At 49.6% G+C, this 14,618-nt stretch carries 10 protein-coding genes and 4 tRNA genes; 3 read left to right on the top strand and 11 right to left on the bottom strand.

Translation table 11 applies throughout. The features are described from left to right. Window positions 1-135: 135 nt before the first annotated feature. The 7 genes from EZV72_RS13510 to EZV72_RS13540 form a co-directional block, all read right to left on the bottom strand. Window positions 136-212 (bottom strand) — tRNA-Arg (locus EZV72_RS13510). A 61-nt stretch (window positions 213-273) separates the two neighbouring features. Beyond that, a tRNA-Arg gene (locus EZV72_RS13515) sits at window positions 274-350 on the bottom strand. Between the two features lie 50 nt (window positions 351-400). Then, window positions 401-477: transfer RNA gene (locus tag EZV72_RS13520), tRNA-Arg, on the bottom strand. Window positions 478-515: 38 nt separating this feature from the next. Further along, window positions 516-606: transfer RNA gene (locus EZV72_RS13525), tRNA-Ser, on the bottom strand. A 466-nt stretch (window positions 607-1,072) separates the two neighbouring features. Continuing rightward, the gene (csrA, locus tag EZV72_RS13530; RefSeq protein WP_137167723.1) at window positions 1,073-1,270 is read right to left on the bottom strand and encodes a carbon storage regulator CsrA; all 198 of its coding nucleotides are present in this window, start codon (window positions 1,268-1,270) and stop codon (window positions 1,073-1,075) included. A 132-nt stretch (window positions 1,271-1,402) separates the two neighbouring features. Beyond that, on the bottom strand, window positions 1,403-4,000 hold the full coding sequence (alaS, locus tag EZV72_RS13535; RefSeq protein ID WP_137167724.1) for an alanine--tRNA ligase: 2,598 nt from the start codon (window positions 3,998-4,000) through the stop codon (window positions 1,403-1,405). A 130-nt stretch (window positions 4,001-4,130) separates the two neighbouring features. Next, the gene (locus tag EZV72_RS13540) at window positions 4,131-4,580 is read right to left on the bottom strand and encodes a regulatory protein RecX (RefSeq protein WP_137167725.1); all 450 of its coding nucleotides are present in this window, start codon (window positions 4,578-4,580) and stop codon (window positions 4,131-4,133) included. A 79-nt stretch (window positions 4,581-4,659) separates the two neighbouring features. Here EZV72_RS13540 and EZV72_RS13545 point away from each other — a divergent pair, with 79 nt between their 5' ends. The 3 genes from EZV72_RS13545 (at window position 4,660) to EZV72_RS13555 (ending at window position 9,250) form a co-directional block, all read left to right on the top strand. Continuing rightward, a complete protein-coding gene (locus EZV72_RS13545) occupies window positions 4,660-5,883 on the top strand; it encodes a GNAT family N-acetyltransferase (RefSeq protein ID WP_137167726.1) in 1,224 nt (407 codons plus the stop codon). Further along, a complete protein-coding gene (locus EZV72_RS13550; RefSeq protein WP_137167727.1) occupies window positions 5,873-7,960 on the top strand; it encodes a M13 family metallopeptidase in 2,088 nt (695 codons plus the stop codon). The genes EZV72_RS13545 and EZV72_RS13550 overlap by 11 nt, the downstream gene beginning before the upstream one ends. Window positions 7,961-8,119: 159 nt before the next feature. Next, window positions 8,120-9,250, top strand: a complete 1,131-nt coding sequence (locus EZV72_RS13555) for a hypothetical protein (protein ID WP_137167728.1) — start codon at window positions 8,120-8,122, stop codon at window positions 9,248-9,250. Here the strand turns inward: EZV72_RS13555 and EZV72_RS13560 are convergent. From EZV72_RS13560 to EZV72_RS13575, 4 genes are all read right to left on the bottom strand, one after another. Then, complete coding sequence (locus EZV72_RS13560; RefSeq protein ID WP_232364424.1) at window positions 9,247-10,362, bottom strand: mechanosensitive ion channel family protein; 1,116 nt, start codon at window positions 10,360-10,362, stop codon at window positions 9,247-9,249. The two genes, EZV72_RS13555 and EZV72_RS13560, sit on opposite strands and share 4 nt — an antisense overlap. A 211-nt stretch (window positions 10,363-10,573) precedes the next feature. Continuing rightward, window positions 10,574-12,217, bottom strand: coding sequence for a SulP family inorganic anion transporter (locus EZV72_RS13565; RefSeq protein ID WP_137167729.1), 1,644 nt, complete (start codon window positions 12,215-12,217; stop codon window positions 10,574-10,576). A gap of 17 nt (window positions 12,218-12,234) precedes the next feature. Then, complete coding sequence (locus tag EZV72_RS13570) at window positions 12,235-12,873, bottom strand: carbonic anhydrase (protein WP_137167730.1); 639 nt, start codon at window positions 12,871-12,873, stop codon at window positions 12,235-12,237. Window positions 12,874-13,067: 194 nt separating this feature from the next. Continuing rightward, window positions 13,068-14,609, bottom strand: coding sequence for a SulP family inorganic anion transporter (locus EZV72_RS13575; protein WP_137167731.1), 1,542 nt, complete (start codon window positions 14,607-14,609; stop codon window positions 13,068-13,070). Window positions 14,610-14,618: the final 9 nt, after the last annotated feature.

Here is a 14,618-nt window from a genome sequence, read left to right on the forward strand (position 1 = left end):
GCTGGGAGCAGTGTGGATGCATGGTGCAGTGAAGTCGGATGTGTCGCTTTTTAACGGTAAAGCAGCACGGGCAGCATGCGGATAATGAGAAATCGCAGACATAAAAAAACCCACCAGAAGGTGGGTTTCATTATATGGCGCGTGTGGAAGGATTCGAACCTCCGACCGCCTGGTTCGTAGCCAGGTACTCTATCCAGCTGAGCTACACACGCTTAGAAATTGATAAGTTATTTAACCAAAATAAAACCCACCGCTTGGGTGGGTTTTACTGTATGGCGCGTGTGGAAGGATTCGAACCTCCGACCGCCTGGTTCGTAGCCAGGTACTCTATCCAGCTGAGCTACACACGCTTTAACTTTTTACTTGCTTGTTTTACCAGGCAAGGTGGTACTTTAATAAGTGGCGCGTGTGGAAGGATTCGAACCTCCGACCGCCTGGTTCGTAGCCAGGTACTCTATCCAGCTGAGCTACACACGCGCAAAACTAATTGTTGGTTACCACGTCCAACCTTAAAGTGGCGGAGAGGGAGGGATTCGAACCCTCGATACGCGTAATGCGTATGGTTCCTTAGCAGGGAACTGGTTTCAGCCACTCACCCACCTCTCCGTGACGTGGGGCTGCATTTTACGGATTCACCTGATGGTGTCAAACGTTTTTTTAAGAAAAATGCATGCCCGCTGAGATTTTAAGCATTTTGAATTTTCACTCAATTTACCGGCATGTCACGGCCCGATAAATCAGTAAGCATCGCTTGAGGCGTTTCCCAGCAACACTTCAGAATATTTCTGAAACTTACACACTACGGTGCTTTGCTGTGCCCCTCTCAGACAACGCGTGTAGAATAACAAAAAATTCGCTGATGAAAAGCATAAAGTGCAAATTAGCGAACTGTTCCTTCAATTTTTGAACAACCTGCTCAATTTAGGGACAATAACGCTGTAAAAAGACATTTTGATACCAGCATCGATGGCTTATATCAGTAAATATAAGCAGTTGGTGTAACGTTTTTAAACTCCGCCAAACAAAAAAGGCCGGTCAATGACCAGCCTTTTAATGATATTACCTGCAAATTTTAGTCAGCATCGTGGGAAGCGCCTTCGCCTCCTTTCTCTGCCTGAATTCGCATGTAAATCTCTTCACGGTGCACAGATACTTCTTTAGGGGCATTTACTCCAATGCGCACCTGATTACCTTTAACACCTAACACGGTTACGGTAACTTCGTCACCAACCATGAGCGTCTCACCAACACGACGAGTCAAAATAAGCATTCGCTTGCTCCTGTCCTTTACTAATGAACAATCCTTTCGTTTTAGCTAATACAGGCACGACCCCGTATTAGCTGCAGCGATTCCATGTTTTTGTGTCACTTGCAAAAACTCGCTGTATCACGACAATGCAGATTATAGCTTATCTGACAGCCAAGCGTTAACAGACTCTAGTGCAGCACCCAGATTTTCCGGTTGGTCACCGCCAGCCTGCGCCATGTCAGGACGGCCACCACCTTTACCACCTACCTGGGAAGCGATGTAGTTGACCAGTTCACCGGCCTTCACTTTATCGGTTAAACCCTTGGTGACACCTACGATAAGATTTACTTTATTGTCACCCGCTACACCTAATACTACGACACCTTCGCCGATTCGGTTTTTCAAGTCGTCCATAATGCCGCGTAAAGCTTTCGGTTCTACACCATCAAGCTTAGCAGAAAGCAGTTTTACGCCATTAACATCGACGGCCTGGCCTAACATATCAGAACCCTGTTGGCTGGCCAGCTTCTGTTTTGCTGCCGCCAGTGCTTTTTCAAGCTCTTTGCCATGACTCTGCAATTGTCCGATGCGATCAATAAGGTTTGAAGCATCCGTTTTCAATAGACCCGCCGCAGAAGCAATTAATTCCTGGAGCTGTTGTACCGTATCTAACGCTACCGCGCCGGTCACCGCTTCAATACGGCGCACGCCTGATGCAATGCCCCCTTCTGCCACAATTTTAAACAAACCGATATCACCGGTACGGTTAACATGCGTACCGCCGCACAGCTCTATCGAAAAGGGTCCCATGCTGACTACACGTACTTTTTCGTCATATTTTTCGCCAAACAGGGCCATTGCGCCTGACTCTTTGGCTTCGTCCAGGTCCATCAGCTGCGTGGTCAGGCTATGGTTGGCACGGATTTCTTCGTTAACCCGGCGCTCGATTTGGTCCAGCTGTGCCTGAGTGACCGCCTCAAAATGCGAGAAGTCAAAACGCATACGATCAGCCTGCACCAGTGAGCCTTTCTGATTGACATGCTCACCCAGAATTTCACGCAGTGCGGCATGCAGTAAGTGAGTGGCACTGTGGTTTTTCTTAATCGCTTCACGGCTGGCATCATCAATCTTCGCTGTGGCTTTTTCACCTTTGCTGATTGAGCCAACCACTTTACCGAAGTGGGCAAACGCGTTACCCATTTTTTTAGTATCGGTGACCTGAAATTCACCATTTGCCACCTGAAGCACGCCTTTATCACCAATCTGACCGCCGGCTTCAGCATAAAATGGTGTGCTGTCCAACACGATAATGCCTTCGTCACCATCATTCAGGCTGTCACAAAAGGCATTATCACGAATCAGCTCAACGATGTTTGCTTCACCTTCAATCTGGTCGTAACCGGTAAACGCAGTTTGCTTGTCGATACGCAGCTGGTCATTATAGTTCATGCCAAAGTTACTGGCCTGCTGCGCACGCTGACGCTGCTGCTGCATGGCTGCTTCAAAGCCGGCTTCATCAATTTTATAATCGTGCTCGCGGGCTACATCGCCGGTCAAATCCGCCGGGAAGCCATAGGTGTCATATAACTTAAATACCACCTCGCCTGGTACGGTGTCGCCGTCCAGATTTTCCAGCACATCATTGAGCATCGCCATACCGCGCGACAATGTTTTGCTGAACTGCTCTTCTTCTACACGCAGTACTTTTTCAATAACCGGACGCTGATCATTAAGCTCAGGATAGAATTCGCCCATTTCATTACACAGAGCCGCCACCAGCTTATGGAAGAAGATATCTTTAGCGCCCAGTTTGTAACCGTGACGTACTGCCCGACGAATGATACGACGCAGTACATAGCCGCGACCTTCGTTGCCAGGCATAACACCGTCGCTGATTAAGAAGCTGCACGAACGGATATGATCTGCAATTACCCGCAGTGACTTATCCTGCAGGTCGGTTGTGCCCACAGTTTGGGCCGCGGCTTTAATCAGATTTTGAAACAGGTCGATTTCGTAGTTGCTGTGCACACCCTGCAAAATAGCGGAGATACGCTCAAGGCCCATACCAGTATCAATAGATGGCTTAGGCAGCGGCTCCATGGTGCCGTCCTGTTGTTTATTGAACTGCATGAAAACCAGGTTCCAGATTTCAATAAACCGATCGCCATCTTCTTCAGGTGTGCCCGGAGGACCACCCCAGATATGCTCACCGTGGTCATAAAAAATTTCAGAGCACGGGCCACACGGTCCGGTATCGCCCATCGACCAGAAATTATCAGAGGTGTTGATCCGGATGATCTTGTCTTTAGGTACACCGATATGGTTTTCCCAGATATCAAAGGCTTCATCGTCCTCCTGATACACCGTCACCAGCAGCTTTTCTTTTGGCAGGCCGACTTCTTTAGTCAGGAAGTTCCAGGCAAATTCAATAGCTTCGGTTTTAAAGTAATCACCAAAGCTAAAGTTACCCATCATTTCAAAAAAGGTATGGTGGCGGGCAGTATAGCCTACGTTTTCCAGGTCATTATGCTTGCCCCCTGCTCGTACACAACGCTGTGACGATACCGCACGGGTGTAACTGCGGGTTTCTGCGCCTAAAAACAGATCCTTAAACTGGTTCATACCCGCATTGGTAAACAACAGCGTTGGATCGTCAGCCGGAACCAATGAGCTACTTGCCACAGGCTGGTGCCCGTGACCTTTAAAATAGTCGATAAACCTTTGGCGGATGTCAGCAGTTGATAATGTCATTGAGTTCCAAACTTCCTATTTAAACGGTTACTTGTGAAGTAAATGGGTTGAAACGCCGCCACAGCGGGCGTTTTAGCTCGCGCAACAATATCATGGAATACCTTATATTGTTAAGCACGTCGGGCGCGGTTTACTCGCGCCCCATTGCAAATTGAATATGCGATTGTAAAAAGCCGCGATATTGCAGAAACTGCTTTTGTTTCTGGGCCTGTTTAAAATCATCCGGCTCACTGAGCCCGAATTTTTTTTCCCGTACCCGGCAGGCCAGTGCATACCAGTCAGGCTCAATCTCACGAATGGCCAGTTGCAGGGTATGTTCGTCAATATCATGCTGGGCCAGTTCAGCCTGCAACTTACGAGGCCCGGAGCCTTTTGCTACCGCTGAGCGTACTTTGGCCTCGGCATAGCGTGTGTCACTTTGAATATTGGCTTCGGTGAATTCTTCGATAATGGGGGCGTATTCCTGCTCTTCAAAGCCCTTCTGCAGGAGTTTACGGCCAATTTCCGCCGCACTATGTTCTCGTCGTGCGAGCATGCGGGTAATCGCGTCAATAATGTTATTTCTGTTATTTTCTGCCATGGTTAGTTGACTTTCGATGCAATTAAACGTTTTTTAACTACAAGAACAACCTATTTGCCCTGTAGCATAATGGCTTTTTATGGGATACAAACTTACATTTCTTCATCGCACGGATCAGATAACCGAGTCCCAATGGCAGGCGCTTGCACGTCACGCCGGCCCGTTTTTGCAGTATACCTTTTTACACCAGCTTGAAGCCACCGGCTGTGTGGGCAGTAATACCGGCTGGCAAACCTGTCACGCAGCAATCTATGAAGATAATCACCTGGTGGCACTAATGCCCGGCTACCTGAAACAGGACAGCTACGGTGAGTATGTCTTTGATCATGGCTGGGCCAATGCCTACCACCAGCATGGTATTGCCTATTATCCCAAGTGGGTGGCCGCCGTGCCATTTACCCCGGTCACCGGGGCACGCCTGCTGTGCAGTCAAAGTCATGACAGTCAAAGCATCATTGAGTGGCTGATACCCGCGCTTCGATCCCAGTTAAGTGAAAAGGTGTCTTCCCTGCATGTTCTGTTTCCTGATCAACAACAGCATCAGTGCCTCGCCGGGCAACAGATGCTTAGCCGTTACAGTGTGCAGTTTCAGTGGTACAACTACCGGTACACCGCGTTTTCTGATTTTACCGCAGCGCTGACCTCCAGAAAGCGCAAAGCCTTGCGCAAATCACGGGAAAAACTGAATCATCAGGGCGTGCAGATAACCAGAAAAACCGGTGGTGAACTTACGGCCCAGGACAAAGCCTTTTTTATCCGCTGTTATCAGCAAACTTATTTAAAACGTAGCGGCCACTCCGGGTACTTGTCACCGGCCTTTTTTGACGCCATTTTTACGCATATGGCCAGCAATATCTTGCTGGTCATGGCATCCCAACATGATGCGCCCTGTGCAGCGGCGCTGTTTTTCTATGATGAACAGCATTTATTCGGTCGCTACTGGGGCGCGCTGACCGACATTGACGGGCTGCACTTTGAATGTTGCTATTTTCAGGGGATCGAATTTGCTATCGAGCAGCGCCTTGATGACTTTAATCCGGGCACGCAGGGCGAGCACAAGATATTGCGAGGGTTTGAACCAGTATTGTGCCGGTCGTCACACTATTTGTTTGAGCCGGCTTTTCAAAAGGCTGTAGCAGACTTTTTACACCGGGAGACACCGGTCATTATCGACTATTTCCAGCAGGCGGTTGACGTACTGCCCTACAACGAGGCACAACAGGCCTTACTACAATCAACAAAACAACAAGATGTCATGGCAGACATCGTTAAACAAAGACAGAGAAACGACAATGAAATATAGCGTAATCGCTGCCCTGGTGGCAGCATCGCTGGGCCTGGCTGCATGTAGTCAGCCTCAGCAGAGCAATGAAAAATCATCGGCGCAGAAAGAATCAGTGACCGCACAGGATAATCAGGGCAAACCGGAGCTAGGCGAGTTCGGCGTGGATTTGACCGCCATGGACAAAACAGTGAAGCCAGGTGATGACTTTTTCCGCTATGCCAGCGGCACCTGGTACGACAATTACGAATTACCGGCAGACAAAGTCCGCTACGGCGCATTTACTGCATTACATGAGCGCAGTCAGGATCAGGTAAAAGCCATTATTGATGACATCATGGCCAAAGACAACCTGAGCGCCGATGAAAAGCTGGTGCATGACTTTTATAAAGCCTATATGGATGTAGAGTCTATCAATCAAAAAGGCATGCAGCCGATTGCTGATGTACTGGGCAAAATCGACAACCTGCAGAACACCAAACAACTGACGCATCTGTTTGGTGAAGCCTGGCTGTATGGCAATGCCACTCCCATTGGCGGTTCGTTGTGGTATAACCGCCTTGACCCGAATGAGTATCAGCTGTCTGTTGGTGTAGGTGGCCTGGGTCTGCCGGACAGAGATTACTACCTGGATGATCAGCAGCGTTTTAAGGATATTCGGACAGCGTACCTAAAACATATTGAGACCATGCTGAGCTTTGCTGATGTCGACAATCCGGCGCAGCAGGCAAAAGATATTCTGGCACTGGAAACCCGTCTGGCAGAAGCACAGTGGCCCCGTGATAAACGCCGTGACCGTGAGCTGACTTTAAACCAGATTAAACGCGAGGATTTAACAAAAGAATACCCGGATTTTGACTGGGATACATTTTTTGAGTCCAGCGGCTTGCAGGTACCTGAGCTGAACATCAATACACCGGAGCCGGTGCGCGATGTAATTGCCATTATTAATGAAACAGATATGGCGGTGTGGAAAGAGTACCTGACCTACCACACTATCTCGAATAACGCCGGTTTGTTATCACAGGACATCTACAACGCTAACTTTGATTTTTACGGCAAAACCCTGAATGGCCAGCAAGAGCCTCGTCCACGCTGGAAACGGGCGCTGGCGCAAATGTCGGGCACCAAGTCGCTGGGCTTTGCCATTGGTAAGATCTATGTGGACAAATACTTCCCGGAAAGCTCAAAAGAGCAGATGACCGCGCTGGTGGAAAACCTGCGCGCGGCGCTGAAAAAACGGATTGAAGGTCTGGACTGGATGGGCGAGGAAACCAAACTGGCAGCCAAAGAAAAGCTGGCTGCCTTTCGGCCTAAAATCGGTTACCCAGATGAGTGGGTATCACTGGATGGCGTGACCATTACCGACGACAGCCTGGTCAGCAATGTGCGCAACCTGCGGGATTTCTTCCAGCAAAAAGATGTGGAAAAAGAGCTTAAGCCAACCGATCGGGAACGTTGGGGCATGACACCACAAACTGTTAATGCCTATTACAATTCCTCGTTTAATGAAATTGTTTTCCCGGCTGCGATTCTGCAACCTCCGTTTTTCGATCCCAATGCTGATCCGGCAGTAAACTACGGCGCAATCGGCGCGGTAATCGGGCATGAAATGGGTCACGGCTTTGACGATCAGGGCGCCAAATCAGATGCGCGGGGAATTCAGCGTAACTGGTGGACAGAAGAAGACTTAAAAGCCTTCACTGCCAAAGTTGACCAGCTGGACGCTCAGTACAGTGAGTATGAGCCTATCGAAGGCAATAAGGTCAATGGCAGGCTAACGCTGGGCGAAAATATTGGTGATGTTGGCGGTCTGTCGATGGCTTATGAAGCTTACAAGCTCAGTCTTGATGGTGAAGAAGCCCCAGTGATCAACGGTCTGACTGGTGACCAGCGATTCTTTTTAGCCTGGGCTCAGGTCTGGAAAGAAAAGCGCACTGAGCAAAGCCTGCTGAACCAGCTTCGCGCTGACCCCCACGCCCCTGCCCGTTACCGTACCATGGCTCCCCGTAACCTGGATGCCTGGTACAAAGCTTTTGATGTACAGCCTGGCGATGAACTTTACCTGCCTAAAGAAGAACGAGTGCAAATCTGGTAATTAACCAATAATGCTCAAAGTATTCCAAGCCCGGCTACTGCCGGGCTTTTTATATATGAGACTTTATTAATAATAAAATACACGTAAACTTAGAGTGTATACCGTGCTTTCCTGTTTGCTTGTCTGGTCGGTTTCTTTGAACTGCAAGACAAGGAAACAATGATGAAAGCCTTATCCCTTCTGCTTATAGTAATTTGCCTTTTTACCCGCGCTGATGTTCTGTACAGCAACGATATCGACCTTGCCGGTGATGACTCTGGTAAACATTTTCACTACTTCGATGACCAGCTTGTTATGCAGTCATATCACCGTTACCTGTACTGGCACGATACGGAAGATCAGGGGCAATTGTATGTAGACGATTTCACCACCGAAGCATATGTCAGCAACCAGGGAAAAGAAGTCCGGATTAGCATGCTCTACGGGGCTGAAAATGGCTTTAGCATTGACTATCAGACCAAAGATTATTTGAATCAGATCTCGGTATTCGATGAGCAGGGCCAGCTGCTCACTCAGCAAAATTTCTCAGCGGCCCCCGAGTATTCTGCACCATCCGCAGACTGTGACGGAGTCCCGGATTGTGCCTACCAGAGCACGTTTAACGACGGTCGTCTGAGTGTTGAATATGAGGGCATTGCAGCGTATGTGGAATTTGATATCAATACTGACAATGAAGCCATCAGTGACTATGAGGCTTTTCTGCTGGACAACTTTCACTATACTCCGGCCTCTGCAACGCCTCTGACCGGGTTACTTGGTTTGCACATGACTACACCTGCTTTGCCGATAAGTGTAGCAGGGGCATATCAATTTGAAATATCGTCGCTATTGACAAGCGACTGGCTTCCTCTGTTTTTACAAATTCCGCTAATGACTGATTTTGATGTGCATGTACAGGGGCCGGATGCAATGTCGCTTGCATTGCTAAGTCCCTTTCCCTACTGGGAAGGATATATTGATTTTGACGATAGTGAGGGGGTGTACGGCTCACCGACAATAACGTCGCAAGGCCAGAGTTCGTTATTAGCTCAGCAAGAGTGGTGGGACTTCTATGAAGGTGATCCTGCAGTAACGGGGCTGGCTGGTATCACAGATATCACCCCTATGACTGACGATGTGGACAACCTTCCTTTGATATTAATGGTCGGAACAGCAACGCCCGGCGATTATATTGTCACTGTCACGCCATCTGCTGCCGTCAGCTCGCCGACTTCTGTCTGGTTAGTGCTTACCGTATTGGCTTTGCTGATGCACTCACAGGGCGCAATAAGATCAGCCCGGCGACACTAATTGCCGTACATTCTGACGGAAGGTTGTTGTGTCCGGGTGTCTGTCTGCTCCTGCGATAAATTAATCGCCTGAATAGGATAAGGAATGACAATACCCTCCTGCTTAAAACGGATATGTAGCGCTTTAATAAACGCCGACTTGATAAAAAACCGGTTAAAATACTCTTTGGCACGCAGCATCACGGTAAAGTTAATACTGGAGCTGTCAAACTTGGTGAAAATCACAAAGGTTTCATAGTCATCCACGCCCCACTCATGTCCGGCCAGTATTTTACGGGCTTCTTCAAGCGCCACGCGCTCAACTTTTTCCAGATCCGAGTCGTAATGTACTGAGCATTCAACGGGCACCGACAGCTGCTTTTCCGGGTAGTAGTAATTAATGATTTTGGATTTAGCCAACACGCTGTTAGGCACAATCACAATGTTATTGGGCAGCATTTTCACCCAGACTGAGCGCCAGCCTATCTGCTCAACAAAGCCCTGTTCACCAGACTCCAGTTCGATAAAGTCCCCCACCCGAACCGGTTTGTCCGCCACAATCTGCAAACCGGAGAAAAAGTTTTCCAGGGTGGGCTGCAGGGCCAGTGCCACAGCCAAAGAGCCGATTCCTAAAGATGCGATAACCGGTGTAATGGAGATCCCCAGTGTGCTGAGTATGACCAGCGCGCCGATGGCAAAAATGAAAATGCGCACGGTGCCTTTTATAAGCTGCCCACTGGTTTTAAGCACGCTGGAGCGGGCCTGAAAATGCTCCAGTGACAGCCGGCTTAATCGGTCGATAAATAAAATAACGGCCAGCACCAGCAACGTCACACAAAGTATGTTGAGCCACGAAAATGCGGGGCGATTAATTAACTCAAAGGTCTGCATAATCAGCCTTGTCGCCCACAAGGCGAATACCACCACCACGATATTAGCCGGACCACGTACTGCTTCCATTAACAAGGTATCGAAAAAAAAGCGGGTACGCCTGGCCACATTGCGGCCTCCCAGCATAAGCAAGGTTTTCACCGACCACAGCATCACCACACAAAATCCCCAGATCAGGGTAGCGGCAGCCCATACCGGCATTATTGCCAGTGTTGTACCAAGAGCATCAAAAGGTCCTGTCATTGTGTATCCGACATGCTGTAAACAGAGATCCTTACCTGTGCAAAAAACATGCAAGACGATGTAGCAAGGGTTACAGGCGATGCTCACTACGGGGTTGCACTATGAAGGGGAGAAAAAGACAGTGTATGCCCTGAATAGAAACAAAAAAGCCCTCCTTAGAAGGAGGGCTTTTGATTTACCATTAGACCAGGTAACCAGTACAGCGGAGCATTTATGCCTGAGCCAGCTTGCCGCTACTGCCTACCTGTTCAGTCTTTTTTTTGTCCTCGATTATGCGCAGGGCATGGTCAAGGGCTTCAAGACGGGTTTTGAACATGCGCACATTAGGCTGATGCGCATTAATGCTGTCCAGCACCTTGTTCACTTCAGGGGTCGCCCCGCTGATGATTAATTCTCGCCCCGCAGCAGTAGCATCGGAGGTAATGGTTTCTACGGCCATAGCAGCAGAAACATCAACCACCGGTACCCGGCTAAAGTCCAGAATTAACACCTGAGAGCCCGGACGAACTTTTTCGCGTACGTGATGCCCCAGGTCAGCTGCGGCGCCAAAGCTTAACGGACCACCAAAGCTGAACAGTGTTACTTTACCCTTAGCTTTTTCAAGCAGCGCATTTTCATTTTCATCGGCCAGATATTCAGGTATTTTATTCACCTCATCCAGTTGCAGCTGCGCAACCTGGCGAACATAAGCCAGCGCCGCCAGAACCACACCAACACCTACAGCGGTGATCAGGTCAACAAAGACTGTCAGACCCAGCACCAGCAGCATCAGGGCAAAATCCCAGCGCGGCCCGGTGTGAGCACGTTTCAGATACCCCCAGTCAATGATATCCAGACCTACTTTCACCAGAATACCTGCCAGTACCGCATGCGGAATCTTTGAGGCCAGTGGGCTCAGCCCCAGTACAATAGCCAGCAGAACCAGGGCGTGAACCATACCGGAAATACGCTCTTTACCACCGCTGCGGATGTTCACCACCGTCCGCATTGTCGCTCCCGCGCCGGCAATACCACCGATAAGTCCAGCTACGGTATTACCAATACCCTGACCGATCAGCTCACGGCTACTATTGTGACGGGTACGAGTCATGTTGTCGGCCACCAGTGAGGTCAGTAAGCTGTCAATCGCGCCTAGCACAGCCAGAATAAAGGCGGCTTCAAGCACCAAGAAGAAGGTTCCCTGCTCAAAAACCGGCAGATGAATGCTCGGCAATCCGGTAGGAATATCTCCCAGTATCGGAACAGATAGTGCCAGACTGGCCAGTGTACCGATAATCAGCGCGGCCAGTGCACCGGGTACGTATTTACCCAGTGACGCAGGCCATTTGTAGGCAATGACCAGCGTACCCACACCCAGCGCCAGCGTGGTAAAGTTAATATCCATCAGGGCCGTTGGCAGGTAGCTTAACGCACCGATGGTTCCGCCCGGAGGCTCATGCCCCATCAGTCGTCCGAGTTGCAAAATAATGATGATGGCACCGATACCGGACATAAACCCGGAGATAACCGGATAGGGTACCAGGCGAATGTACTGACCCACTCCCAGAAATCCGAACAGGATTTGCATCAGACCCGCCAGTACAACAGCTGTCAGAATAAGCTCAACATTCCCTGACAAGCTGGCAAACAAACCGGCCAGTACCACCACCATCGGGCCGGTGGGGCCTGAAATCTGTGAAGGTGTACCACCAAACAAGGCGGCAAAAAAGCCAACGGCAATGGCACCGTAAAGACCCGCCATAGGCCCCAGACCGGAGGCCACACCCAGCGCTAGCGCCAGTGGCAATGCCACGATACCGGCAGTCAGACCACCGGTTAAATCGCCGCGTAAATTAGACGTATCAAGTTTAAACATGTTGACAACTTCCTGTATTACGCCAGTTTCTGCTCTGCGTAAGCCTGGCTCATGCGCTCAAATGTTTGTGTGCTTTCGTTGTAGCACAGTACATCACCGCTTCCAATGTTATAAACCCAGCCATGCAGCTTCACTTTACCAGCTGCAATTTTGGCGGCCACGGTCGGGTGAGTACGCAGGTGTTGCAGTTGCTGTACCACATTTTCCTGGGTCACTTCTTCAAGCTGCTCATAACCGACTTCACCGTGACGTTCTTTGACCACCTCGGTAGCACAGCGGCAGTGACCCAGCCATTCTTTTACGTGTGGCAGACTGCTCAGGGCTTCAGGGTTCAGTGCACCTTTCATTGCACCGCAGTCAGTATGTCCGCATACCACGATGTGAGATACGCCCAGTGCAGCCACCGCGAATTCGATGGAGGCTGTCATTCCACCGGTCTGGTTTGAATGGGGAGGCACGATGTTACCGGCGTTACGACAAATAAAAAGCTCACCCGGATCGGTTTGCGTAACCAGGTTGGGATCGATTCGCGAATCCGAGCAAGTAATAAACAGAACTTCGGGACTCTGACCATTGGCCAGCTTTTCAAAAGTCCCCTTTTTCTCCGGGTACACTTCCTTTTGAAATTTCGCTACGCCAGAAATGACATGATCCATAGTAATACTCCAATTAGCTTTGTTTTATATACAAAAGTCTTAATATAATGTTAATGAAGTGTCACTTGATAGGTTTATAGAATAATATGCAATCTCGTGATAATCAAAAACTATCAGAAAGAAAAAAGGCAGCAAAATTGCTGCCTTGGCGTGTGCATAACGGCCAGGCTGACCCGACCGGTTCAGACTAAGGTTTACGTCCGATTGCTTTCAAATTGTACGGTTTCTACGCGAATGTTACGGCTATCGGCCTGACTCACAAATTCCTTCACCATTTCAGCCACATCATGGGCAACAGACTTGGACTTGGAGAAATCCAGAATAACTCTGGAATCATGCGGAATAGAGTTCAGCTTTTTAAGAATCCGTGGTTTATTAAAAAACGACACATTCTCCGCCATCACGATATGGTGAACGCCACTTTCCTGCTGTTCTGACTGGCCGGCTTCAAACGCATTTTTGTAGCTGTGTTTGAGGCTGAACACCAGACTGACCACCACACCGGTTATCACGCCGGTCAACAAGTCGGTTACCAGCATAACCGCCACCGTTGTAGCAAATGGCACAAACTGCTCCCAGCCCGCTTTGTACATCAGCTTAAAGGTAGCAGGCTTAGCCAGCTTATAGCCAACCACAATTAGTACAGCCGCCAGTGATGCCAGCGGAATCAGGTTTAACAGCGCTGCCGCGGCAAATACCGCAATGGCCAGAAAGCCACCATGCATAATCGTCGACAACTTACTTTTCGCCCCAAACGCAATGTTGGCCGAGCTGCGTACAATCACCTGGGTAACCGGCAGGCCGCCAACCAGACCAGACGCAATATTGCCCAGTCCTTGTGCCTTGAGCTCGCGGTTGGTCGGCGTGGTGTTGCGCGCCGGATCCAGCTTGTCGGTGGCTTCTACACTGAGCAGGGTTTCAATGGATGCGACTGCCGCCATCACCAGTGCCACACCCAGTACATCCGCACGGAACATCTCACTAAACGCAGGAAAGGTCATTTCACTGAGAAACGAATCCATTGAGGTAATCACCGGCAGTGATACCAGCTGGTCTGCTCCCAGCCCTGAGCCGGCCTGCTTTAGCGCCACGCTGAAAACAATCCCCAGCATCACCACTACGATCGGTCCTTGTAACAGGCGGAAGATCTTGTGTTGTTTGCTTAGGTAGCTGTCCCACAGCACCAACAGTACCAGCGACACACCGGATATCATCAGCACAGTAGGAGAGATTGCCGAAATCGCGTGCTCAATAGCGCTGAAAGTATTCTCACCGTTTAGCTGAGAAAAGGACTCTTCGCCCAGAAAATCAGCGTGCCAGCCAAACAGATACGGAATCTGCTTGAGAATAATCAGCAGCCCGATCCCGGTCAGCATGCCGGTAATCACTGAGGTCGGAAAAAAATACGCAACAATACCGGCGCGCATGTATCCCAGAGCAATCTGAAACACTCCCGCCAGTACCACGGCACATAAAAAGACTTCCCAGCTGCCCAGCGATGTAATCGCATCAAATACAATGACTGCCAGACCCGCTGCCGGGCCACTTACACCCAGCCTTGAGCCACTGGCAAACCCCACGATAATGCCACCGATAATACCGGCAATAACACCGGAAAACAGTGGCGCACCAGAGGCCAGGGCAATGCCCAGGCACAATGGCAAGGCAACAAAAAATACCACCACACTGGCGGGTAAATCGCTGCTTAAGTCTTTAAACGATAACTCTGATTTCATCAAACGGTC

The organism is Salinimonas lutimaris, assembly GCF_005222225.1.
GTDB lineage: Bacteria > Pseudomonadota > Gammaproteobacteria > Enterobacterales > Alteromonadaceae > Alteromonas > Alteromonas lutimaris.